The 21,639-nt window shown below is 60.1% G+C and carries 21 protein-coding genes; 13 read left to right on the top strand and 8 right to left on the bottom strand.

Annotation, left to right across the window (positions count from 1 at the left end; all coding sequences use genetic code 11):
• The first annotated feature begins 212 nt into the window (after nucleotides 1–212).
• From paoA to paoC, 3 genes are read left to right on the top strand one after another with little or no spacing between them, the layout of a single operon-like run.
• Nucleotides 213–836, top strand: a complete 624-nt coding sequence (paoA, locus tag AC0IXA_RS05385; protein WP_110645584.1) for an aldehyde dehydrogenase iron-sulfur subunit PaoA — start codon at nucleotides 213–215, stop codon at nucleotides 834–836.
• Complete coding sequence (locus tag AC0IXA_RS05380) at nucleotides 833–1,789, top strand: FAD binding domain-containing protein (protein ID WP_471812086.1); 957 nt, start codon at nucleotides 833–835, stop codon at nucleotides 1,787–1,789. The genes paoA and AC0IXA_RS05380 overlap by 4 nt, the downstream gene beginning before the upstream one ends.
• On the top strand, nucleotides 1,786–3,984 hold the full coding sequence (paoC, locus tag AC0IXA_RS05375) for an aldehyde oxidoreductase molybdenum-binding subunit PaoC (protein ID WP_471812084.1): 2,199 nt from the start codon (nucleotides 1,786–1,788) through the stop codon (nucleotides 3,982–3,984). The genes AC0IXA_RS05380 and paoC overlap by 4 nt, the downstream gene beginning before the upstream one ends.
• Before the next feature lie 122 nt (nucleotides 3,985–4,106).
• On the opposite strand, the gene AC0IXA_RS05370 is transcribed toward paoC, so the two are convergent.
• Nucleotides 4,107–4,577 (bottom strand): (R)-mandelonitrile lyase, encoded by a 471-nt coding sequence (locus tag AC0IXA_RS05370; protein ID WP_258603012.1) that lies wholly within the window; start codon nucleotides 4,575–4,577, stop codon nucleotides 4,107–4,109.
• A 96-nt stretch (nucleotides 4,578–4,673) separates the two neighbouring features.
• Here AC0IXA_RS05370 and AC0IXA_RS05365 point away from each other — a divergent pair, with 96 nt between their 5' ends.
• Nucleotides 4,674–5,567: a LysR family transcriptional regulator gene (locus AC0IXA_RS05365; RefSeq protein ID WP_471812082.1), complete on the top strand. Its 894-nt coding sequence runs from the start codon at nucleotides 4,674–4,676 to the stop codon at nucleotides 5,565–5,567.
• A gap of 6 nt (nucleotides 5,568–5,573) precedes the next feature.
• Here AC0IXA_RS05365 and AC0IXA_RS05360 read toward each other — a convergent pair whose 3' ends face one another.
• The gene (locus tag AC0IXA_RS05360; protein WP_177421662.1) at nucleotides 5,574–6,533 is read right to left on the bottom strand and encodes an aldo/keto reductase; all 960 of its coding nucleotides are present in this window, start codon (nucleotides 6,531–6,533) and stop codon (nucleotides 5,574–5,576) included.
• Between the two features lie 111 nt (nucleotides 6,534–6,644).
• Here AC0IXA_RS05360 and AC0IXA_RS05355 point away from each other — a divergent pair, with 111 nt between their 5' ends.
• Nucleotides 6,645–7,415, top strand: a complete 771-nt coding sequence (locus AC0IXA_RS05355; RefSeq protein ID WP_471812080.1) for an alpha/beta hydrolase — start codon at nucleotides 6,645–6,647, stop codon at nucleotides 7,413–7,415.
• 251 nt (nucleotides 7,416–7,666) lie between these two features.
• Complete coding sequence (locus AC0IXA_RS05350) at nucleotides 7,667–8,533, top strand: CAP domain-containing protein (protein WP_471812078.1); 867 nt, start codon at nucleotides 7,667–7,669, stop codon at nucleotides 8,531–8,533.
• A 1-nt stretch (nucleotide 8,534) separates the two neighbouring features.
• Here AC0IXA_RS05350 and AC0IXA_RS05345 read toward each other — a convergent pair whose 3' ends face one another.
• Nucleotides 8,535–9,338, bottom strand: coding sequence for an OBAP family protein (locus AC0IXA_RS05345; RefSeq protein ID WP_471812076.1), 804 nt, complete (start codon nucleotides 9,336–9,338; stop codon nucleotides 8,535–8,537).
• Nucleotides 9,339–9,434: 96 nt separating this feature from the next.
• On the bottom strand, nucleotides 9,435–9,602 hold the full coding sequence (locus AC0IXA_RS05340) for a hypothetical protein (RefSeq protein ID WP_341637232.1): 168 nt from the start codon (nucleotides 9,600–9,602) through the stop codon (nucleotides 9,435–9,437).
• A gap of 177 nt (nucleotides 9,603–9,779) precedes the next feature.
• Between AC0IXA_RS05340 and AC0IXA_RS05335 the strand changes: the two genes are divergently transcribed.
• Nucleotides 9,780–10,208 carry a nuclear transport factor 2 family protein gene (locus AC0IXA_RS05335; RefSeq protein WP_186566573.1) on the top strand — a complete coding sequence of 143 codons (429 nt, stop codon included), beginning with the start codon at nucleotides 9,780–9,782 and terminating at the stop codon, nucleotides 10,206–10,208.
• A gap of 211 nt (nucleotides 10,209–10,419) precedes the next feature.
• Here AC0IXA_RS05335 and mqo read toward each other — a convergent pair whose 3' ends face one another.
• Nucleotides 10,420–12,066, bottom strand: a complete 1,647-nt coding sequence (gene mqo / locus AC0IXA_RS05330) for a malate dehydrogenase (quinone) (protein WP_071172807.1) — start codon at nucleotides 12,064–12,066, stop codon at nucleotides 10,420–10,422.
• A 528-nt stretch (nucleotides 12,067–12,594) separates the two neighbouring features.
• On the opposite strand from mqo, the gene AC0IXA_RS05325 reads away from it, so the two are divergent.
• From AC0IXA_RS05325 to AC0IXA_RS05315, 3 genes are all read left to right on the top strand, one after another.
• Nucleotides 12,595–13,026 carry a nuclear transport factor 2 family protein gene (locus tag AC0IXA_RS05325; protein WP_471812073.1) on the top strand — a complete coding sequence of 144 codons (432 nt, stop codon included), beginning with the start codon at nucleotides 12,595–12,597 and terminating at the stop codon, nucleotides 13,024–13,026.
• A 154-nt stretch (nucleotides 13,027–13,180) separates the two neighbouring features.
• Nucleotides 13,181–14,416, top strand: coding sequence for a hypothetical protein (locus AC0IXA_RS05320; RefSeq protein WP_471812071.1), 1,236 nt, complete (start codon nucleotides 13,181–13,183; stop codon nucleotides 14,414–14,416).
• Nucleotides 14,413–14,910, top strand: a complete 498-nt coding sequence (locus AC0IXA_RS05315) for a hypothetical protein (RefSeq protein ID WP_041480879.1) — start codon at nucleotides 14,413–14,415, stop codon at nucleotides 14,908–14,910. The genes AC0IXA_RS05320 and AC0IXA_RS05315 overlap by 4 nt, the downstream gene beginning before the upstream one ends.
• A gap of 55 nt (nucleotides 14,911–14,965) precedes the next feature.
• Here the strand turns inward: AC0IXA_RS05315 and AC0IXA_RS05310 are convergent, their stop codons facing one another.
• Nucleotides 14,966–16,579, bottom strand: coding sequence for a methyl-accepting chemotaxis protein (locus tag AC0IXA_RS05310; RefSeq protein WP_471812068.1), 1,614 nt, complete (start codon nucleotides 16,577–16,579; stop codon nucleotides 14,966–14,968).
• A 243-nt stretch (nucleotides 16,580–16,822) separates the two neighbouring features.
• On the opposite strand from AC0IXA_RS05310, the gene sodC reads away from it, so the two are divergent.
• Complete coding sequence (gene sodC, locus AC0IXA_RS05305; protein WP_471812066.1) at nucleotides 16,823–17,344, top strand: superoxide dismutase [Cu-Zn] SodC; 522 nt, start codon at nucleotides 16,823–16,825, stop codon at nucleotides 17,342–17,344.
• Between the two features lie 4 nt (nucleotides 17,345–17,348).
• Here sodC and AC0IXA_RS05300 read toward each other — a convergent pair whose 3' ends face one another.
• On the bottom strand, nucleotides 17,349–18,002 hold the full coding sequence (locus AC0IXA_RS05300) for a DUF2238 domain-containing protein (RefSeq protein WP_341637227.1): 654 nt from the start codon (nucleotides 18,000–18,002) through the stop codon (nucleotides 17,349–17,351).
• 161 nt (nucleotides 18,003–18,163) lie between these two features.
• Between AC0IXA_RS05300 and AC0IXA_RS05295 the strand changes: the two genes are divergently transcribed.
• A complete protein-coding gene (locus AC0IXA_RS05295) occupies nucleotides 18,164–18,478 on the top strand; it encodes a DUF2388 domain-containing protein (RefSeq protein WP_039762352.1) in 315 nt (104 codons plus the stop codon).
• A gap of 80 nt (nucleotides 18,479–18,558) precedes the next feature.
• Complete coding sequence (locus AC0IXA_RS05290) at nucleotides 18,559–18,960, top strand: hypothetical protein (protein ID WP_471812063.1); 402 nt, start codon at nucleotides 18,559–18,561, stop codon at nucleotides 18,958–18,960.
• Here the strand turns inward: AC0IXA_RS05290 and ligD are convergent, their stop codons facing one another.
• On the bottom strand, nucleotides 18,961–21,585 hold the full coding sequence (ligD, locus tag AC0IXA_RS05285; RefSeq protein ID WP_471812061.1) for a DNA ligase D: 2,625 nt from the start codon (nucleotides 21,583–21,585) through the stop codon (nucleotides 18,961–18,963).
• Nucleotides 21,586–21,639 lie beyond the last annotated feature (54 nt).

Genomic DNA, 21,639 nt, shown 5'->3' with positions numbered 1-21,639 from the left:
AGCAGCGGCTGGGTCTGGCCCGACGCTTTCGCGAGCAGACTCGCTCCCACGGGTCTATTGATGAGCTCCGCACATAACTCTTTAGCGCAAATCCGACAAAACCTTTTCCCTCCCGCTGCGGTCACTCCTTTTACGAGACTGGCATGCATGCCGGCGCGCCCGTTTGGGCCTTTTGCAATCCTGCCGCCCGATGAGAGAAAAGGAATCGAACCATGCCGATTTCCCGACGCAACTTCATGATCCTCGGCGCCGTAACCGCGACGGCGTTCGCCATGCCCCCCTTTATCAGCCTCAAGGCCTACGCGGCCAGTCTGGAGCAACCGGCCATGAGTAAAGTGACCCTGCAAGTCAACGGTAAACCGCAAACCCTCGAAGTAGACACCCGGACTACCCTGCTCGACGCCCTGCGCGAACACCTGCACCTGACCGGCACCAAAAAAGGCTGCGACCACGGCCAGTGCGGCGCCTGCACGGTGATCGCCGACGGTCGGCGGATCAATTCCTGCCTGACCCTCGCAGTCATGCACGACGGCAGTGACGTGACCACCATCGAAGGCCTCGGCATGCCGGACAAGCTGCACCCGATGCAGGCCGCGTTCATCAAGCACGACGGTTACCAGTGCGGCTATTGCACCCCTGGGCAGATCTGCTCGGCGGTCGCTGTGCTCAAAGAAATCCGCGACGGCATTCCCAGCCACGTCAGCCCGAGCCTGACCGAGCCGCCGAAACTGATTGCCGCCGAACTGCAGGAGCGCATGAGCGGCAATATCTGCCGCTGTGGCGCTTACTCGAACATCATCGAAGCCATCACTGAAGTCGCGGAGGTGCCGGCATGAGAGCCTTCAATTACAGCCGCGCCGACTCGCCTGCCGCAGCCGCTTCCCAGGCTGCGCAAGTCGAGGGCGCCAAGTTCATCGCCGGCGGCACCAACCTGCTCGACCTGATGAAACTCGACATCGAAACCCCGGTACACCTGATCGACATCAACCACCTCGGCCTGGACCAGATCGAAGCCACGCCCGAAGGCGGACTGCGCATCGGTGCGCTGGTACGCAACACCGATCTGGCCGCCGACGCGCGCGTGCGCAAGGACTACGCCCTGCTCTCCCGCGCCCTGCTCGCCGGGGCTTCCGGGCAGCTGCGCAATATGGCGACCACCGCCGGCAACCTGCTGCAACGCACCCGCTGCCCGTACTTTTACGACACCCACCAAGCCTGCAACAAACGCAACCCCGGCAGCGGCTGCGCGGCGATCGGTGGCGTGACTCGGCAACTCGGAATCATCGGCGTCAGCGACGCTTGTATTGCAACCCACCCGAGCGACATGGCCATTGCCATGCGCGCACTCGATGCGCAGATCGAAACGGTCAAGCCTGACGGCAGCACGCGCAACATTGCCATGGCGGATTTCCATCAATTGCCGGGCAACACGCCGCACATCGAAACCAGTCTCAAGCCCGGTGAATTCATTACCGCCGTGACCCTGCCGGCGCCGGTTGGCGGCACGCACATTTATCACAAGGTGCGGGATCGCTCGTCCTACGCGTTTGCCCTGGTCTCGGTCGGTCTGATCCTGCAAAAGGACGGCACCGGCCGTGTCGCCGTCGGCGGCGTTGCGCCGAAACCGTGGCGGGTCGAAGCCGCTGAAGCGCTGTTGCCCAAGGGCGCCAAAGCGGTCAGCGAACGCCTGCTTGAGGGCGCGACACCCACCGATGACAATCAATTCAAACTGACACTGGTCGAGCGCACGCTGGCTTCGGTGTTGGCGCAAGCGAGGGAAACCGCATGAAATTCGACACGCCCGCCACCACCAATCCCATCGACCGCCTGAAAGTCGTCGGCCAGCCCACCGAGCGCATCGAAGGCCCGTTGAAAACCAGCGGCCAAGCCACTTACGCCTACGAGCAACATGAGGCGGCAGCCAATCAGGCCTACGGTTTCATGGTCGATTCGGCGATTGCCAAAGGGCGGATCAAAGCCATTCATCTCGACGAGGCCAAAGCCGCACCCGGCGTACTCGCAATCGTCACTGCCGAGAACGCCGGCAAGCTAGACAAAGGTGATTACAACGCCGCGCATCTGCTCGCCGGTCCCGAGGTACAGCACTACCAGCAAGCCGTTGCATTGGTGGTTGCCGAAACCTTCGAACAGGCCCGCGCCGCTGCGCAATTGGTCAGGGTCGATTACGAGACCAGCGAAGGCAAGTTCGATCTGGCCAGCGTCAAAGACCTCGGTGTCGAGCCGAAAGACGAGTTGCCGGACGTCAATCACGGCGACTTCGACAAGGCCTTCACCGCCGCTCCGGTGCAGTTCGATCAGACCTACACCACACCAGACCAGTCCCACGCGATGATGGAACCGCACGCCACACTCGCCGCGTGGAAAGGCGATCAGCTGACCGTGTGGACGTCGAACCAGATGGTCGCCTGGAGTGTCGGTGACATCGCGAAAACCCTCGGCCTGCCGAAGGAAAAAGTCCGATTGGTCTCGCCGTACATCGGCGGTGGTTTCGGCGGCAAACTGTTCATCCGCGCCGACGTGATTCTCGCCGCTCTCGGCGCGCGCATGGCGGGGCGGCCGGTGAAAGTCGCCCTCGCCCGCCCGCAAATGGCCAACAACACCACCCATCGCCCGGCAACGATTCAGCGCATCCGCATGGCCGCCACGGCGGACGGCAAGCTGACCGCCATTGCCCATGAAGGCTGGTCGGGCAACCTCGCCGACGGCAAGGTCGAACTGGCCGCGCAACCGAGCCAGTTGCTCTACGCCGCAGAAAACCGCCGCGTCAGCATGCGCCTCGCCCCGCTCGACCTGCCCGAAGGCAATGCCATGCGCGCGCCGGGTGAAGCGCCGGGGCTGATGGTGCTGGAAATCGCCATGGACGAAATGGCCGAACAGCTGAAGATGGACCCGGTGCTGTTCCGCATCGCTAACGACACTCAAGTCGACCCGGTGAAAACCGAGCGGCCGTTCTCCCAACGCCAACTGGTCAAATGCCTGCAGATCGGCGCCGAGAAATTCGGCTGGGATCAGCGCAAGGCACAACCGGGCAGCCGTCGTGAAGGCCGTTGGCTGATCGGCATGGGTGTGGCGGCGGCGTTTCGCAACAATTTGCTGGTCAAGTCCGGCGCCCGTGTGCGCCTGGAGCGTGACGGCAAGGTCGTTGTTGAATCGGACATGACCGATATCGGCACCGGCAGCTACACGATCATTGCGCAGACCGCTGCCGAGATGATGGGCGTTGGTCTCAATGATGTGGTGGTGCGTCTGGGCGATTCGGACTTCCCGGTGTCGGCCGGTTCCGGTGGCCAGTTCGGCGGCAACTGCTCGACCGCCGGGGTCTACGCTGCGTGCGTGAAACTGCGCGAAGCGGTGGCGCAGAAGCTGGGACTCGCGGCGGATCAGGCGGAGTTCGCCGATGGTCAGGTGCGCGTCGGCAGCAATAGCCTGCCGCTGCGCAATGCCGCTGAAGGCGGCGCGCTGGTCGGCGAGGACAGCATCGAGTTCGGTGATCTGGCCGAGAAATATCAGCAATCGACCTTCGGCGCGCATTTCGTCGAAGTCGCCGTCGATGCTGCCACTGGCGAAGTGCGTGTACGGCGCATGTTGGCGGTGTGCGCTGCGGGGCGGATCCTCAACCCGACGTCGGCGCGCAGTCAGGTCATCGGCGCGATGACCATGGGCGTCGGCGCGGCGTTGATGGAAGAGCTGGCGGTGGACAAGCGCCTGGGCTTTTTCGTCAACCATGACCTCGCCGGATACGAAGTGCCGGTGCACGCCGATATCCCGCATCAGGAAGTGATCTTCCTCGAAGAAACCGACCCGATTTCGTCGCCGATGAAGGCCAAGGGCGTGGGTGAATTGGGAATTTGCGGCGTGAGTGCGGCGGTGGCGAATGCGATCTACAACGCCACCGGCGCAAGGGTGCGGGAGTATCCGATTACGCTGGACAAGATTCTTGATTCGTTGCCGGAGATGATCTGAAGAAACGTCGACGTTAAAACCCCCCTGTAGGAACTGCCGCAGGCTGTGATCTTTTAATCTCCAAAGCAAGATCAATAGATCGCAGCCTCGTTGCACTCGACAGCTCCTACAGGGAGCCTCGCTTAGCGCGGATATTGCTCTTCACTGACCTGCTCCATCCAGTCCACCACCTTGCCATCCAGCACTTCGGCAATCGCGATATGACTCATCGCCGTCGTCGGTGCTGCGCCGTGCCAATGTTTGGCGCCCGGGGCAATCCACACGGTGTCGCCCGGGCGGATTTCACGAACCGGCTGGCCCCACTCCTGCACGAAGCCTGCCCCCGAGGTGACGATCAATGTCTGCCCCAGCGGATGGGTATGCCATGCAGTGCGCGCGCCCGGCTCGAACGTTACGGTCGCACCACTGACCCGCGCCTCATCGGTGCCTTTGAACGGCGCATCCACCCGCACCGTGCCGGTAAACCAGTCAGCCGGGCCTTTCGCCGATGGTTGCGAGCCATTCGGTGTGACCGTGACACGGGGATTTTCGGTGGCCTGCACCTCACCAGCAAGCAGCGAAAGCGTCAGCGCGGAAGCAGCAATCGGGTTCATGGCATTTCCTCCAATAAATGATGCAACCACTGTAGCGATCCGCACTCTTTGGATAATCGACTAGAATCCGAAAAAACTTATGCAGGACAATCATCAATGCTTCGGGAAAACGCCACCGACCTGCTCGCCTTTCTCGCCGTCGCCCGTGAACGCAGTTTCACCAAGGCCGCAGCCAAACTCGGCGTGTCGCAATCGGCGCTCAGCCACACCATTCGCAGTCTCGAGGCGCGACTCGGCCTGCGCCTGCTGACCCGCACCACGCGCAGCGTGTCGCCGACCGAGGCCGGCGAACACTTGCTGCAAACCATCGGCCCGCGCTTCGAGGAAATCGAGGTGGAACTGGCCGCCCTGAGCAACCTGCGCGAAACCCCGGCGGGAAAGATCCGCATCAGCGCCACCGACCATTCGCTGAACTGGATCCTGCGTCCGGTGTTGCAGGATTTCCTGCCGCAGTACCCGGATGTGTCCGTCGAGGTTTGCTGTGACTATGGCTTCGTCGACATCGCCGGCCAAGGCTTCGATGCCGGTGTGCGCCTGGGCGAAGACGTTGCCCAAGGCATGATCGCCACCCGTATCGGTCCGGACATGCGCATGGCGGTGGTAGGCTCCCCCGCCTACTTCGCCCGGCGCCCTGCACCGCAAACCCCGCGCGACCTGACCGACCACGCCTGTAACAACCTGCGCCTGCCAACCAATGGCGGGCTGTATTCGTGGGAGTTCGAAAAGGACGGTGAAAGCCTGAAAGTGCGCGTTGCCGGGCAGGTCACCCTGAATGGCGTGTACCCATTGCTCGACGCCGCACTGGACGGTTTCGGGCTGAGCTACATCCCGGAAAACGTCGTCGCGCCGTTTCTCGCCGACGGCCGCCTGGTCCAGGTGCTGGGAGACTGGTGCCCGACATTTTCCGGTTATCACCTGTACTACCCGAGCCGGCGCCAGGCAGCGCCAGCGTTTGCGTTGTTGCTGGAGGCGTTGCGCTATCGCGGTTGACCCGGCTCAGCCCAGCAACGCAATCAACTGATGCCGCTGCGCATCGGTCAGCATCGGCCCAAAACCGGCTCCGGCGTTGTCAACCATGTAGCGCGGATTGCTGGTGCCGGGAATCACGCAGGTCACCGCCGGATGCGCCAGGAGAAATTTCAGTGCCAGTTGCGGCCAGCTGTTGACCTGCACATCCGAGACCCACGCCGGCAGCGACTTGCCTTTGAGCCGGGCGAGCAAACCACCGCCGCCAAAGGGCCGATTGCAAATCACCGCCACCCCACGCTCGCGGCACAGCGGCAGGATGCGTTTCTCGACCGCACGATCATCGAGGGCGTAGTTGATCTGCAGAAAATCCAGCTTCTCGGCTTTCAGCACCGCTTCGACCTCGTCATACGCCGACGAGGTGTAATGGGTGATGCCGATGTAGCGAATCCGCCCCTGCTCCTGCCATTCGCGCAGCATCGGCAAGTGGGTTTGCCAGTCGAGCAGGTTGTGAATCTGCATCAGGTCGATGCGCTCGGTTTGCAGCAGTCTGAACGACTGCTCCATCTGCGCGATGCCCTCTTTGCGCCCGCGCGTCCATACCTTGGTGGCGAGAAACGCCGGCGAGCGCGGTTCGTGGATCGACAGCAGTTCACCGGTGGTTTGCTCGGCGCGGCCGTACATGGGTGAGCTGTCGATCAGCGTGCCGCCCTTCCTGAACAGCGCCTCGAGGACAGCGGGCAATTGCCGGTAAACCGGATCGCCCGGGGCGACGTCGAAACCGCGATACGTGCCCAACCCGACCATGGGCAGTGCCTCGGAGCTGGAAGGGATGGCGCGGGTCTGCATGGTCTGGTCTCCTGCCGTGGGCGGCGCAGTGGCGGTCGGCGCTACGCTGCCGGCCAATGCCCGATCAATGGTGAGCAGCGCCGCAGCTTGGGCAGCCAGCGTGAGCAAGCGGCGACGTGAGTAACCCTCAGTGTGGCGCATGCGAGTCCTCCTGCTGCGCGGATCTGTTGCACGGTGTGTGCGCCGGCTGTCAGGCGCAGTCGCTGAACTACACTGCCACAGCCAACCTCTCTCCCCGTTAAAAGTAGCCGAATGTCCCGAACCCTGATGTTACTCGTCATTTTCATCATTGCCGTGTACCTGGTGCTGTGCGCCGCGCTGTTCGTGTTTCAGCGCTCGCTGATCTGGTTTCCCCAGCCTGCCGCCGTGGTTGCAGCGGACTCGCGAATGAAACTGCCGATGCCGGATGCCGAGGTCTGGGTGACAACCCGAGAGCGCAGCGGATCGCGCGCACTGATTTATTTCGGCGGCAATGCCGAGGACGTATCGCGAAATCTGCCGGAATTCACTGAGGCGTTTCCTGACTACTCGCTGTATTTCCTTCATTACCGGGGCTTTGCTGGCAGCACCGGCTCGCCATCGGAAGCCGCGATTGCCGAAGATGCACTGGCGTTGTTCGATCAGGTCTATGCCACTCATCCGCAGGTCGCCGTGGTCGGTCGCAGCCTCGGTTCGGGGGTGGCGGTGCGCCTGGCCAGTCAGCGGCCGGTGCAGAATCTGATTCTGGTGACGCCGTTCAACAGCCTCGAGGAAATCGCCGCACGGCAATACCCGTGGGTGCCGGTGAAGTGGTTGCTCAAGGATCGTTTTGAATCGGGCGAGTACGCGGCGCATATCCGCACGCCGACGTTGCTGTTGGCGGCCAGCGATGACGACGTGATTGGACGCAGCAGCACGCAGCGCTTGTTCGAGAGTTTTCCTGCGGGCGTGGCGACGCTGAAGGTGGTGCCGGACTCGGGGCATAACTCCATTTCCGAGCGGGGGGAGTATTTGCGGTGGATGGGGAATGTGTTGAATCGCTAGTGGTTGTTTGCCAGTGATAGAGAGGTCGACCGGGGCGGCGTCTTCGCGAGCAGGCTCGCTCCCACAGTTGTTCCGAGTACGCCGTAAGCGCGATGTGGGAGCGAGCCTGCTCGCGAAGGCAGCGGTTCGAACAACAGCAATTCAATTGCATTTGCCGCCACTGAACCAAGTCCAAAAAACCCAGTCCTATCCGCGCCGCCACACACGGCTCCCTCACTCTAGCGCTGTCCCCTTTCAGAGCTGTCCGTCCCATGCGCCACGCCGTTCGTTCGTCTCGCTTCGTTTCGCTGTGCCTGCTGAGCCTGTTCCCCTTTTTCACTGAATCCGCCCACGCCAGTGCGGAGCGCGAACTGGTGGCCGCCATCAATGATTACCGCGCCCATCCGCAACGCTGCGACCGCCGCCCTGCGCAGCGTCTGGCGCCGTTGGCTTTGAAATCGAATCTGGCCTTGCCGATCGGCTATCGCTACGGCGGCGGCATGCGCGAGGCGTTGAAGTCTTCCGGCTATTCAGCAATCACGGTGCGCAGCATCCGCATTATCGGAGCCGAAGACGCCGACGAGGCCTTCGATCAGTTGCAGAGCGATTATTGCGGCGCCTTGCTGGATGCGAACTACGCCGACATCGGCATCAGCCATTCGCGCAATCAATGGCAGGTGGTGCTGGCGCAACCGGTGCTCGACAGCCGCGTCGGTGACAACCGCAGCGTCGGCAAGGCGCTGCTCGCCGAGGTCAACGCTGCCCGCGCCCGGCCGCGCATGTGCGGCCGCCAGCGCTTTGCCGCCGCGCGGCCGTTGAGCTGGAACGCCGCCCTCGGCGCAGCGGCTCAGGGCCACAGCAAAGCCATGGCTTACGGCAATTATTTCGCCCACCGCGATCCCGACGGTGACATGCCGGCCGACCGCGCCCGTGCTGCCGGTTATCGCGGCCGCCAGGTCGGGGAAAACATCGCTGCCGGGCAAAGCTCACCGGGCAAAGCCATGGCCGGCTGGCTGGCCAGCCCGGGCCATTGCGCCAACCTGATGAACCCGATGTTCACTCAGGTCGGCGCCGGCTTCGCCAGCGAAACGCGCAGCGACGACGGCGTTTACTGGACGATGCTGTTCGGCGCGCCGTAAATCACGGCTGACTCCGCGCATTCTCATCGCTTGGCGTGGCCGGACGCGGCATGACGTGTTGATGGCCGGTCGGGTCGTTGAGCTGGATGACATTACCCTTCTGCCACGCATCAGCCCCCGTTGCGACAGGCGCCGGTTTGATCTCGGCGCGGGCCTTTTTCTTCTCGGCACTGTCGATGCCCAGGCGGTGATCGCGCTGGCGGACCATTTGCGCATCGGCCTGACCGTCAGCGGTAAAGCCCATCATCAACTGCGGCACGCCCAGCGGCAGTTGCTTGTCCTGATCGGTATGCCAGGTGTGCCAGGTCTTGCCGTAGGTATTGGCGAGTTTTTCCATCAAGCGCGTTTCTGCCACTTGCGGGATGCCCGGCGCGACCAGTTGGCCAGAACTGACTTCGTGAGCGTGGCTGTGCCACAGGGCTTTTTCTTTCGCTGGCAATTGCGTGAACAGGCGCTGGCTGATGATGTATTCGACGCCCATCAGCTTGGCTTCAGCAGTGTTGCCGTCATAGATCACGCACTGGAACACTTCTTCGTTGAGCGCCGAGCAGTAGTGGTGCGCTTCCATCTGCGCGCCGGGATGACCGTTGTAAAAATGGAAACCATCGAGGTACATGTTCAACGCGCGAATTGGCGGCTTGTCCTGCAACCACTGCGCGCCGACTTCGAGCATTTCCGTGTCGGACTCCTTGGCCTGGCCGGGCGTCTGCACCGGCGAATCGGTGTTGCTCATGGCGCAACCGGTCAACGCGGCGACCATCAAACCTATGGGAACCCAACGTCCCTGTGAGGTTGTCGTACGCATGTTTCACTCCTCGAACTGTCAGTGACGGGCGCGTGCTGGCCCTGTTCTGCAACTGAAAGCAGGAGAACGGCAGAGTTCGAAAAAGCTGCGTGCGGATCAGACGGGAGAGATCGTCGCCAGCACGCCGATCAGAATGGTCAAGGTCAGAAAGCCGCCGAGAAAAATCGCCATCTTGTACATGTTGCGCTCCTTGAGGCTGGGTATGCGGTGCACCGGACGCTGCGGGATGAGGTCGGAGGGTGACTGGCCGCACTGCCGGGGCATTCTGAGCCTGTGGCTGTACTGAATACAGAGGCAGATGAAACAGAAAAATACGGATCAGATGCGCATCTGATCCGCTTCGGGGATGAAGCGGTATTCAGGCTGAGATTTGAGGATCCACTTTCGGCGCGGTTGATCTACAGTCATTGCCGACCGACAACAAGAAAAACCGGAGTGACCATGCCCGACCTCGCCTTGCAGCCCAACGTCGCCGCGTCCCTCGAGCGCTGGCACGAGATGATCCGCAGCGGCAATCTCAAAGCCCTGCCCGAACTGCTCGATCCGCAAGCTGTGTTCCGCTCGCCCATGGCCCACACGCCCTACCCCGGCGCGCCGGTGGTGGCGATGATCCTCAACACCGTGTTCGAAGTTTTCGAAGATTTCGCCTATCACCGCGAGTTGGCGACGGCGGATGGCCTGAATGTGATTCTCGAATTCAGCGCCAGGGTCGGCAGCAAGGAACTCAAAGGCATCGACATGATTCGCTTCGATGAGCACGGCAAGATTGTCGAGTTCGAAGTGATGGTACGGCCGCTGAGCGGCTTGCAGGCACTGGGCGAAGAAATGGGTCGGCGCTTGGGGGCATATCTGGCATCCACAAAAGCCTGAGTCCAATCACCGCAGCGTAGGAGCTGACGAGTGCAACGAGGCTGCGATCTTTTGATCCTGATCTTGATCTTCAAACGTCAAAGTCAAAGTCAAAGTCAAAGTCAAAGTCAAAAGATCGCAGCCTCGTTGCACTCGTCAGCTCCTACCAACCAGGAATAAAAAACCCACTGACCGTCGCCGGTTCAGTGGGTTTTGTGTGTCAGGGTTCTGCTTACAGAGCCATGTCACGTGCAGCGTTTTCCTTCGGCGCTACGGCTTTGTCAGCCGCAGGTGCCGCCGGAGCAGCTACCTGACCGATCGCTGGAGGCGTCGGCAGTTCGAGGATTTTCGCGGTGTAAGCCCACTCTGCAGCCACTTTGGCCGGATCGCTGTTCAGCTGGGTGCCGTAGCTCGGCACGATCTGGTGCAGCTTGGTCTGCCACTCAGGGGTTGCGACTTTGTCTTTGAAGACTTTCTGCAGCACGCTCAGCATGATCGGTGCAGCGGTCGACGCGCCTGGCGATGCGCCCAGCAGGCCGGCGATCGAGCCGTCTTGCGAAGCAACGATCTCGGTGCCCAGCTTCAGCACGCCACCAGCGGCTTCATCACGCTTGATGATTTGCACGCGCTGGCCGGCTTGCCACAGGCGCCAGTCTTCGGCTTTGGCGTTCGGGAAGTATTCCTTCAGCGCGTTCAGACGGTCTTCATCCGACAGCATCAACTGACCGGCAAGGTACTCGACCAGCGGGTATTCCTTGATGCCGACCTTGGTCATGGGCCAGATGTTGTGGGTGGTGGTGCTGGTCAGCAGGTCGAAGTACGAACCTTCCTTGAGGAACTTGGTGCTGAAGGTCGCGAACGGGCCAAACAGAATGACGCGCTTGCCATCCAGAACACGGGTGTCCAGGTGCGGAACCGACATCGGTGGCGCGCCAACCGAAGCCTTGCCGTAGGCCTTGGCCAGGTGCTGCTCGGCAATCGTCGGGTTCTCGGTCACCAGGAACGAACCGCCAACCGGGAAGCCTGCGTATTCCTTGGCTTCAGGAATGCCCGACTTCTGCAGCAGGTGCAGAGCACCGCCGCCAGCGCCGATGAACACGAACTTGGCGTCGGTTTCGGTCTTGCTGCCGTCCTTGAGGTTTTTGTAGCTCACACGCCAAGTGCCGTCGGCATTCTTGGTGATGTCTTCGACTTCGCTCGACAGTTTCAGATCGAAGTTGGGTTTGGTTTGCAGGTGAGCGGCGAACTGGCGGGTGATTTCGCCGAAGTTCATGTCCGTACCCAGCGGGCTCCAGGTGGCCGCGATTTTCTGGTTCGGGTCACGCCCTTCCATCATCAGCGGTACCCACTTCTTGATCACTGCCGGGTCTTCGGAGTACTGCATGCCGGCGAACAGCGGGCTCGCCTGCAGGGCTTCGTAGCGCTTTTTCAGGAACTTGATGTTGTCATCGCCCCACACGAAGCTCATGTGCGGTGTGGTGTTGATGAACGAGCGAGGGTTCTTCAGCACGCCCTGCTGAACCTGCCAGGCCCAGAATTGACGGGAAACCTGGAACGCTTCGTTGATCTCGACAGCTTTCGGGATCGTTACGTTGCCCTTGTCGTCTTCCGGGGTGTAGTTCAGCTCGGCGAGGGCCGAGTGACCGGTACCTGCGTTGTTCCAGCCGTTGGAGCTTTCCAGGGCGACGCCATCGAGACGCTCGACCATTTCCATCGACCAGGTCGGTTCCAGCTCATTGATCCACACACCCAGGGTGGTGCTCATGATGCCGCCGCCGATCAGCAGGACGTCAACTTTCTTGGCTTCGGCAGCATTGGCAGACGACATCCCCATCGCCAAAGCCAGACCGAGCAAGGCTGTGTTCACTTTCTTAAACATCTGTTGCACCTATGATAAAACGCCTTCCGCCCGTCGTTGTTATCAGTCTGCGTTGCGCTTTGCTGACGCTCAGGCTGGCGTCGCGCAATCCGGCACACTTCAATATTGACGGGTGGGCACACAAGGCCGACATGTGGCATCGACCTCAGTTAATGTCCCTTCTGAACTGACTTCTTATCGTTATTGGCTTCAGCTGCTTGAGCGACAGGGATCCCGTCGGCCCGCCCGAAAGGCCAGCCAACCGAATTAAGTCAAAGCAAATTTGGCGCGGAGAATATCACGTCAGGGCGAACCCGCGCGTCTGTTCCCGACTTGAAAGTTTTTTTCGCTCAGAGACTTATCGGCCATCGCCGAGCAAACATGACTGCGATCAGGCACTGGCCTGCAAAGTTTTTTGCGCGATGCGCATCGCAACTTGATAAATCAGTGCCAACCGCCCGTTGTTCATGCAGAAAATAACCTGCTAAGTTGTACGATGACTGACGAACCAAGCCAGTCATCCCAACCCAATAACAACAAGGAAACAACATGACCAAATCCCGCCTCCTCATCGGTTTATTCTGCGCCTTCAGCGCCTGCGCCATGGCCGCCCCTGCCCCAGCGGAGAAGGACGTTGCCCAAGCAGTGGATCACCTGACCCAAGCGATGCTGCACAAAGACATCGCCGAACTGAACGCTCTGACCGCGCCGAACCTGACCTACGGCCACTCCAGCGGCAAGATTCAGGACAAGCAGGAATTCATCGCCGACATCGAAACCGGCCGTAGCGCATTCAAGACCCTCGAAATGCAAAAGCAGACCATCACGATGTCGGGTGATACCGCGCTGGTACGCCACCACTTCTCCGCACAGGCGTTGAAGGGGACCGAGGTGATTCCGACCGAGATCGAGAATTTCCAGATCTGGCAGATACAGGGCGGGAAATGGTTGTTGGTGGGGCGACAGGCGTTCAGGTTTTGATAGACGCAAAGGGCTCTGCCGGAAAACGAGCAGAGTCCTTACCTCATAAAATGAAGCCTTGTCTGTACTCCTGGCATTTCCCCGCTCCCGTTTCCTCCCCGCCCTGATATGCTGCACCGCTATACCGCCTCAGTTCGTCTTTATGGAGTGATCAATGACCCGACTACGCGTCAAGCATTTTGGCCCTATCCGCAATGGTGTGAAGAACAATGGCTGGATAGAGTTCAAACGCGTGACCGTTTTTGTGGGCAATCAAGGCTCGGGGAAAAGCACACTCGCCAAGCTTTATTCGACTTTTTCATGGATTGAAAAGGCGTTGGTGCGAGGCGACTATGACCACAAATGGTTCGAGCGAAAAAACAAATTTATCAAACCCTACCTGACATACCATCGGCTCGAAAATTATCTTTCTGCGGAAACTGAAATCGAATACGAAGGTGAAGCGTATGCCATCAAGTATCTGCGCGGGCAGCTTCATATCAGCGAATTGACGGGTAAAAAGTACCACCTGCCTCAAATCATGTACGTGCCTGCCGAGCGCAACTTTATTGCTTATGTCAGGCACCCTCGGGAATTGAAACTTTCTTCTGACTCTCTCAAAGAGTTCTTGACTGAATTCGACGCGGCGAAAGCCAATATAAAAGGCGCATTGCTGCTTCCGATCAATCAGGCAGAACTCGAATACGACAAACTGAATGACATACTCAACATTCGGGAATCGGATTACAAACTGAGATTGGCCGATGCTTCCAGCGGTTTTCAATCGGCAGTGCCTCTGCATCTCGTGAGCCACTACCTGGCCAATACTGTTGAAGAAAGAAGCGAAGAACGCCCGGAAACCATGAGTACTGACGAGCTGGATCGTTTCAGGAAAGAAGTCATGGAAATTTTCTCCGTCGAGACGCTGACGGAGGAACAGCGTCGCATTGCTCTGTCCGCATTATCATCGAGATTCAATAAAACTGCGTTCATAAACATCGTGGAAGAACCCGAACAGAATCTATACCCGCGTTCGCAATGGGGCGTATTGCAAAGTCTTCTGCAATTCAATAATCAGGGTAAGGAAAATCGGTTGGTATTGACGACTCACAGCCCTTATGTGGTGAGTTATCTCACAATCGCTGTCCAAGGTAAGCATCTGCATGACGCCATAATTGAGAGAAATGCGGAGGAACTGTTAGCCCGGCTCGCAAAGGTAGTTCCGCTTCACTCACTGGTCGACGCTGACGAGCTCGCGATTTATCAGGCTGATGAAATGACTGGAAGCATCGAGAAGCTGCCTATGTCGGGAGGAATTCCTTCGGACCATAATTACCTCAACGAATCGCTTCGCGAAGGCAACGATTTATTCGATCAACTTCTCGATATCGAGGAGGCATTGGAGGCGTGAATTTCCTCGATGCTCAATGTCAAAGCGGCCCGTTCGTACAAGAGCGGTTTGGACTTTGTGATAACACATCTCGTCCGATCGCTTACGCCGATTCAGAGTCAGAAGAAAACTGGATCGCTACGGTCAGCAATCCGGAGCGCAAAGCAGTTATTTTTACAGCCATCGACAAGTGCGTGATAAGCGACATGGAACAACCTGGTCGAGGGCGTTGTGACTGCATGCTCACCACCGAGAAGCAGCTTTATCTAGTAGAGCTGAAGGAAAGAAACGGTAGCGCATGGAAAAACCATGCGATAGAGCAACTCGAATCCACTATTCAGTTTCTCCGGGCAACACACGGCGAGGACTACCTCAATAGTTTCAGCCCCAAAAAAGCATTTGTCTGTAATCGGAAGAAAAAGCCATTCGTCACTATTGAAACGGATAGAAAACAATATTTCTTCAGAACTTATAAATTCAAATTGGACATACAAACGACGGTACTCATCGTATGAAAGCTCTTCGTTAGAGCTTTAACAATCGAGTGCCGTGCTCGGCCCCCCCTCAAGTTCACAACCGAAACCGATCCACCGACTGCGCCAGCTGCCCCGCCAGATTCGATAATTCATCGGTAGTCGTCGCCGTCTGCCCGATCACCCGGCTATTGCCCTCGCTCATCCCCGCAATCATCTCCACCTGATGGGCGATCTCATTACTGGCCTGACTCTGTTCGCCAATCGTGCGGGTGATGTCATTGACCAGTTGCGTGGTGCTCAGCGTGGCGTCGAGAATTTCGCGAATTGCCCGTTCAACCTCCGCAGTCACCGCCATACCCTTGTCGACCTGCGCCACACCCGCCTCCATGCTGCTGACTGCCTCCCGCGTGCTGCTCTGAATGCGCGCGACCATCGCGGCGATTTCCTGGGTCGAGGCGCTGGTGCGTGCGGCCAGACTGCGCACTTCATCCGCGACCACGGCAAAGCCACGGCCTTGCTCACCCGCCCGCGCCGCCTCGATCGCTGCATTGAGCGCGAGCAGATTGGTCTGGTCGGCGATGCTCTTGATCACCTGAATGATGTTGAAGATCGCCTCGGATTCCTGATCAAGCGTGCGGATCACCTGCGCCGACTGCTGTGCCGAGCGTGCGATGTCGTCCATGTCGCTGACTACCTGATGAATCACTCCGCCGCCCTCCTTGGCCAAGATTTCGGCCTGATTGGCCATGCTCAGGGCGCGTTCGGCGTGGCGGGTGATTTCTTCGATGCTGGCGGTCATCTGGCTGGCGGCAGCCGCCATGGTGCCGGCGGCGACGCTTTGCTGCTGGCTGCTGTCAGCGACCTGATGGCAGCCGTGGCTGAGCTGCTCGCTCATGCCGCTGACGCCGTGGGCATTGCGCCGGACCACGTCGATCATGCTGCGCAGATCGCGCTGCATGGTCGCCAGAGTGCGGATCAGCACACTGGCTTCGTCCTTGCCGGCGGGCTCGACAATCGGTTCGCTGAGATTGCCATGGGCAATGCTTTCAGCGATGCGGCTGGCGGATTTGAGCGGCCCCATGATACTCAGGATCACCCAGCGCCCCTGAATCAGCAGCAGCAACAGACTGACGACCAGCACCACTGCCAGCGCAAGATTGGCGTGGCGGATGGCCGCTTCGGTGCCTTCGCTGGTGTGCAGGGTGTTGTTTTCGATCAGTTCGCTGAGCGCGCCCATCTGCTCTTCGAGCTGAGTAAAGGCGCTATTGAACGTGCCGAGCTGCTGTTGGGCGGCATCCGGTTTGTCCAGCGCCACGCCGACGATCTGCTCGGCGGATTTGATGTACGTGTCGAGGCTCGGCTTGATCTGCTCCAGCGCCGTGCGCAACTGCGGGTTGATCGGCAGCTTCAGGTTGTCATTCAGCACTTCACGAAAATGCCCGGCGTGCTCGGTGAGCGAATCGCGCACTTCGGTGGCGGTGGCGGTGCTTTTGCCCAGGCCGACCAGCATCGCCGAATAGACATCGGCGCGCAGGGCGTCGTGCATCATGTCGGCTTCCATGTGATTGCGCAGCGCGCTCATGCTCACCGTGTTATCGCCGACCGCCGTGGCCATCCGCAGATTGCCGACGTAACTGACCAGACTCACGATCAGCGCCGTCAGCAGGCTGGTCGCAATCAGCAACACCAAACGCAGTTTGATTGACACCGTGGAATCTCCCGTGGGCACGCTGGATTGCGCTTGTCGGATTTCAGTTAAGCCTATGTGCAGGGAACTGCCGACACAGAGCGTATCGGCTGATGTCAGCGGCGACTTGAACCCGGCAAAACTTTTCAAGCGTGAACCCGGTCACACCTTGCAGCGCCGCTGGATAATGCCTTCATCGCCGGTTAACCCCGGCAGGCTATCAATCCAGCGCTTCGAACATTCATGCAGCTGAAGGAAACGCTTATGAAACGCGCACTGTGGTTTGGTCTGCTCGGCACCCTGGCAATCGGCACCGCGCAAGCGGCAACGGAGAAAGTCGCGATCAACCTGGTCAGCGCCGACGGCGCGCCGCAGGCGATCGGCTCGGTCACTGTCAGCGAGACGCCATACGGCCTGCTGTTCACCCCCGACCTGAAATCGTTGCCGGCCGGCATTCACGGTTTCCATGTCCATGAAAACGGCAGCTGCGAAGCAGGCACCAAGGATGGCGTCAAAGGCGCCGCACTGGCCGCTGGCGGACACTTCGATCCGGCGAAAACCGGCAAGCACCTTGGCCCGTACGCCGATGGGCATCTGGGCGATCTGCCGGCGGTATATGTGACGGCTAATGGTGTCGCCAACTACCCGGTGCTGGCGCCGCGCCTGAAGAAGATTTCTGAGATCAAGGGCCACGCCCTCATGATTCACGCCGGCGGCGATAACCATTCCGACATGCCCAAGCCTCTGGGCGGTGGCGGCGATCGCATGGCTTGCGGCGTAATCTGATCCCTCAGCGCGGCGCTCGGCGCCAGCGCGTCAATACCAGTAAGGACAGCCCGGCGCCGAACAGCGCCAGGGCCATGTCCTTCTGCGAATCCCACGGATCATTCTGCGCACCGACGAAGGCCTGGCCAGTGTCGTCGCCCAGGTAAGCGCCGCCGACCCATTCGATCAATTCGTATAACGCCGACGTCGCCAGCACCACATTCAAGGTCAGCAGCGCCAGCCACGCACCACGCAACGGCGTCAGGCGCTGCAGTACTTCGCGCATCGGCCAGACCAGCAGCAGCCCGTAACTCAGGTGCACCAGCCGGTCATAGTGATTGCGTTCCAGGCCAAGGACTTTGTTGACGCTGACGCCGGTCAGCAGGGTGCTCCACTGATCGTACGGCACGCGGGAATAGGTGTAATGCGCACCGACTTCGTGGACGCACAGGAAGGCGAAGATCATGCCCAGCGACAAAGTCGACAGGCGAAAACGCCGATGCGCCAGCAGCAGGGTCACCACCAGCGCTAGCGCTAGGACATTCTCCAGTAGCCAGTCGACGCGGCTGCGCGGGTCGATGCCGAGGACGAAGGTCAACAGGACAAATCCGCTGAGCAATGCGCCTTCGATACGCGGGTCTGCGGGGCGGGCAATGTCGTGGCTGGCTCTGACGAGCATGGTTGATTTCTCAGCTATACAGGCAAGCGGTAGACCGCCCACCGTTCGGCCCGGTTCCTCGCCGCTTCGTTTTCAGCGCTAACGGAACTCCGGCGCGCCGTTCACCTCTGAGGTTATGTAGTCCCTTCCCTTTTTGCTTAGCGCCTGTGGAGGAACACGTCATGCGCAAGTTAGTCCTGATTTCTTCTTTAATGCTTTGCCTGCCGGTCGGTTCGGCGCTGGCCCGCGTTGACGCGGGTGACGTCGCCACCTCGGCAGGTGTTTCCGCGTCGCTGTACTCGACCTTCAAGGACGACAAAATGGTGATTCCGGCCCGTGACGACGTGTCTGCCTTTGTCGCCAGCGGCGGGGCCATCCGTGGGGTTTATCTTGAGTCGGTACTGCAACAGGTGCGCCAGGCCAACCCTGGCTTGAACGCCAGCGATGAAGACCTGGCCAACGCCATTCTGGTGCAATACGAAGGCGTGCATCAATAGTCACGAGGGAAGCAGCGGCCGATGGACGGCCGCTGAGTGCGCATAGGCAAATCCGTCCGACGGCCTCTATGATGGAGGCCATGACGACGACCCTGCCCTTGCGCTCACCCTGCCCACCCGGCGCCTGCATCTGCGGGCGCGATCCGTTGCTGGAAACGCCTGGCGCGGACTTGCGCATTCTGCGCCTGACTCGTGCCGAGGAAAAAATTCTCCTGGCGCGACTGGAACAACTCAAAGACCTCGATGACCTCAAACGCCTGCAACAGCGCATGTACGAGCAACTCGGCATCCGTGTCGACGTCGCCCCCGGTTTCAACGAAGTCCGCACCATGCGCGGCATCGCCATTCAGATCGAGGAACTGCCAGGCCTGTGTCGCAAGACTCGCGCGGCAATCCCGGCGGCGATCCGCAAGGGTCTGGAAAACCACCCGCAAATCGCCTTCGAACTGCTCAACGCCCACGACTTGCTGCGCGATACCTGATCACTTTTTCATGCCGACGCGCTTGCGCATTTCGGCAGTGATGGTCTGACGGGTTTTCTTCATGTCCGCCCAAGGCTCATCGCCGACTTCGGTCAAACGTTCGTGAACGTTGTAGATGTTCCAGTGATTGCCCCCCTTGATTTCAGCGACTTCCTCTCGGTACAGCGGCACCGAAACCGGCATGCCTTCCCGTGCCCGTGCGGCATAGGCGCAAATGGTGGTGGCGCCGAGGCCGTTGCGCAGGTAATCGATGAAGATCCGCCCGACGCGGTTTTTCGGCCCGGACACCGCCGAAATGCGATCCGGCAGCAACTTGGCCATGTGGCTGACGATGGCGTGGCTGAAGTCCTTCACCTCGTCCCAGCCGTGCTTGCGCGTCAATGGCACCACCAGGTGAATGCCTTTGCCGCCGCTGGTTTTCAGGAAGGTTTTGAGGCCCAGCTCATCGAGCACGGTCAGGGTCAGCGCGGTGGCTTCTACCATGCTTTTCCATGGCAGCGCCGGATCCGGGTCGAGGTCAAGGACGAAGCGATCTGGCTTGTCCAGATCCACCGTCGTCGCGTTCCAGGTGTGCAGCTCCACCGTGCTCATCTGTACCGCGCCGACCAGCGCTTCGGGATTGTTGATCATCATCACTGGCTGGCCGGTGATGTCCTTGTCTAGTGCAGTAATCCCCGGGATAGCCAAGCGTTCGGCGTTCTTTTGGAAAAACAATTCGCCGGCAATGCCGTCCGGTGCACGCACCAACGCCACGGGGCGATCCTTGAGTTGCGGCAGGATGTATTCGGCGACACTGGCGTAGTACTGCGCCAGTTGCATTTTGGTCGTGCCGCTGACCGCGTCGATCACCCGATCCGGGTGGGTGATGCGTACCTTGCCGCCGGCCAGTCCTGATTGCGACGGTGCGGTCTCGGCTTTTTTGCTGGCGGCGGTTTTCTTTGCCGGCTGCTTGTCGGCGGTTTTGGTCTTTTCGGTTTTTTCGTTCTTTTCGGACTTGGCAGCTTTCACAGGCTTCGCTCGCTCCTCGGTGATGTCCTTGGCCGGTTTGTCATCGCGCAAACCATGGAACACGGCGTGGCGCACCGAGCCGTCCTTGGTCATCTCGGCGAATGCCACTTCGGCCAGCAGTTTGGGTTTGAGCCAGTGCACGCCTTTGGCCTCGAAACCGCTGGGCGGATTGACCACTGCGGCGCTTTTGGTCTGCAACGGCTTGAGTTGGGCGAGGATGCTTTTCAATGTGGTTTCGTTGAACCCGGTGCCGACCTTGCCGGCATAGCGCAACTCGCCGCTGTCACGGTCGTGCAGGCCGAGCAGCAAGGCACCGAAAGCACTGCGCGCACCTTTCGGATCGGTGTAGCCGACGATGACGAATTCCTGGCGATGCTTGCATTTGAGCTTGATCCAGTCGCCGCTGCGCCGCGATACATATGGCGAACCGAGGCGTTTGCCGATCAGGCCTTCCATCTGCATCTGGCAAGCGCTGTTGAGCAGCGCGTCCGGGGTTTCTTCGAAGGCTTCGGAGAAGCGCAGCGTTGAGGATTCTTTCTGCGCACCGAGGATGGTGCTCAGCGCGGCGCGGCGTTCTTCCACCGGCACATCGCGCAGGTCGACGCCATTCAGATACGGCACGTCGAACAGGTAATAAACAATGTTGCCGCTGCGCCCGGCATCGAAGGCATTCTGCAACGCCTGAAAGTCCGGCACGCCTTGCTCATTGGCCACGACCATTTCACCGTCCAGCCACGCCGATTCCAGACCCAATGCCGCCAGTGCCTTGGCCTGCTGCGGCAGCTTGTGCGTCCAGTCGTGACCATTGCGGGTGAACAGCTGCACCTCATCGTGATCGATCCGCGCCATGACACGGTAGCCGTCGAACTTGATCTCGTAGCTCCACTGCCCTTCGGGTGCGCTGTCGACCAGCGTCGCCAGTTCCGGCTTGATCAGTGCCGGCAACTTGGCCTTGCGCGCGCCGGTAAGCTGCCCGGACGCCTGCTTGCGCGGCTTGGCCGGGGCCTTTTTTACCGGTTTGGCTTTATCGGCAGCAGTCGCCGATTTGCCGACAATCGTGCGCTCGCTGAGCACGCTGTCGGGCTCGGCGACCAGCACGTCGAAATCATCCTGCGGTCGCGCGGCGTTGTCCTGATGCTTGATCAGGAACCATTGTTCTTTCTTGCCCGGCATGTGCGTGCGCACCAGATTCCACACGCCGCCGAGCTTCTCGCCCTGCAGCTCGAACTTCAGTCGGCCCTTGGCATAGGCCTTGTGCGGATCCTCCAGCGGAATCCACACGCCGCGATCCCAGACGATCACATCGCCGGCGCCGTAATGCCCCTCGGGAATGCTGCCTTCGAACGTCGCATAATCGAGCGGATGATCCTCGACATGAATGGCCAGACGCTTGACCGACGGGTCCAGCGAAGGCCCCTTCGGCACCGCCCAGCTCTTCAGGGCGCCGTCGAGTTCCAGGCGAAAGTCGTAATGCAGGTGCGAAGCGTCGTGCTTCTGGATGCAGAACTGCAACGCATGATCCTTGGCCGACTTACGGCCCGAACGCTTGACTGCGGCCGGTTCCGACGTCGCGGAAAAATCACGCATGCGGTTGTAATCGTCGAGGTTCCTGTTCATGAGCACACCGATGGCAGACGGGTTCTGTTATGCAGAAGAGCGACACGGCGGCGG

It is taken from the genome of Pseudomonas sp. AC083, assembly GCF_979253165.1.
The sequence above is the reverse complement of the archived record's forward strand: the minus strand, read 5'-3'. Positions and strand labels throughout refer to the sequence as shown.

Excerpts from the sequence above, each read along its gene's own strand:
- paoA (WP_110645584.1), top strand. The coding sequence starts at position 213 with ATGCCGATTTCCCGACGCAACTTCATGATCCTCGGCGCCGTAACCGCG.
- AC0IXA_RS05380 (WP_471812086.1), top strand. The coding sequence starts at position 833 with ATGAGAGCCTTCAATTACAGCCGCGCCGACTCGCCTGCCGCAGCCGCT.
- paoC (WP_471812084.1), top strand. The coding sequence starts at position 1,786 with ATGAAATTCGACACGCCCGCCACCACCAATCCCATCGACCGCCTGAAA.
- AC0IXA_RS05370 (WP_258603012.1), bottom strand. The coding sequence starts at position 4,577 with ATGAACCCGATTGCTGCTTCCGCGCTGACGCTTTCGCTGCTTGCTGGT.
- AC0IXA_RS05365 (WP_471812082.1), top strand. The coding sequence starts at position 4,674 with ATGCTTCGGGAAAACGCCACCGACCTGCTCGCCTTTCTCGCCGTCGCC.
- AC0IXA_RS05360 (WP_177421662.1), bottom strand. The coding sequence starts at position 6,533 with ATGCGCCACACTGAGGGTTACTCACGTCGCCGCTTGCTCACGCTGGCT.
- AC0IXA_RS05355 (WP_471812080.1), top strand. The coding sequence starts at position 6,645 with ATGTCCCGAACCCTGATGTTACTCGTCATTTTCATCATTGCCGTGTAC.
- AC0IXA_RS05350 (WP_471812078.1), top strand. The coding sequence starts at position 7,667 with ATGCGCCACGCCGTTCGTTCGTCTCGCTTCGTTTCGCTGTGCCTGCTG.
- AC0IXA_RS05345 (WP_471812076.1), bottom strand. The coding sequence starts at position 9,338 with ATGCGTACGACAACCTCACAGGGACGTTGGGTTCCCATAGGTTTGATG.
- AC0IXA_RS05340 (WP_341637232.1), bottom strand. The coding sequence starts at position 9,602 with ATGCCCCGGCAGTGCGGCCAGTCACCCTCCGACCTCATCCCGCAGCGT.
- AC0IXA_RS05335 (WP_186566573.1), top strand. The coding sequence starts at position 9,780 with ATGCCCGACCTCGCCTTGCAGCCCAACGTCGCCGCGTCCCTCGAGCGC.
- mqo (WP_071172807.1), bottom strand. The coding sequence starts at position 12,066 with ATGTTTAAGAAAGTGAACACAGCCTTGCTCGGTCTGGCTTTGGCGATG.
- AC0IXA_RS05325 (WP_471812073.1), top strand. The coding sequence starts at position 12,595 with ATGACCAAATCCCGCCTCCTCATCGGTTTATTCTGCGCCTTCAGCGCC.
- AC0IXA_RS05320 (WP_471812071.1), top strand. The coding sequence starts at position 13,181 with ATGACCCGACTACGCGTCAAGCATTTTGGCCCTATCCGCAATGGTGTG.
- sodC (WP_471812066.1), top strand. The coding sequence starts at position 16,823 with ATGAAACGCGCACTGTGGTTTGGTCTGCTCGGCACCCTGGCAATCGGC.
- AC0IXA_RS05300 (WP_341637227.1), bottom strand. The coding sequence starts at position 18,002 with ATGCTCGTCAGAGCCAGCCACGACATTGCCCGCCCCGCAGACCCGCGT.
- AC0IXA_RS05295 (WP_039762352.1), top strand. The coding sequence starts at position 18,164 with ATGCGCAAGTTAGTCCTGATTTCTTCTTTAATGCTTTGCCTGCCGGTC.
- AC0IXA_RS05290 (WP_471812063.1), top strand. The coding sequence starts at position 18,559 with ATGACGACGACCCTGCCCTTGCGCTCACCCTGCCCACCCGGCGCCTGC.
- ligD (WP_471812061.1), bottom strand. The coding sequence starts at position 21,585 with ATGAACAGGAACCTCGACGATTACAACCGCATGCGTGATTTTTCCGCG.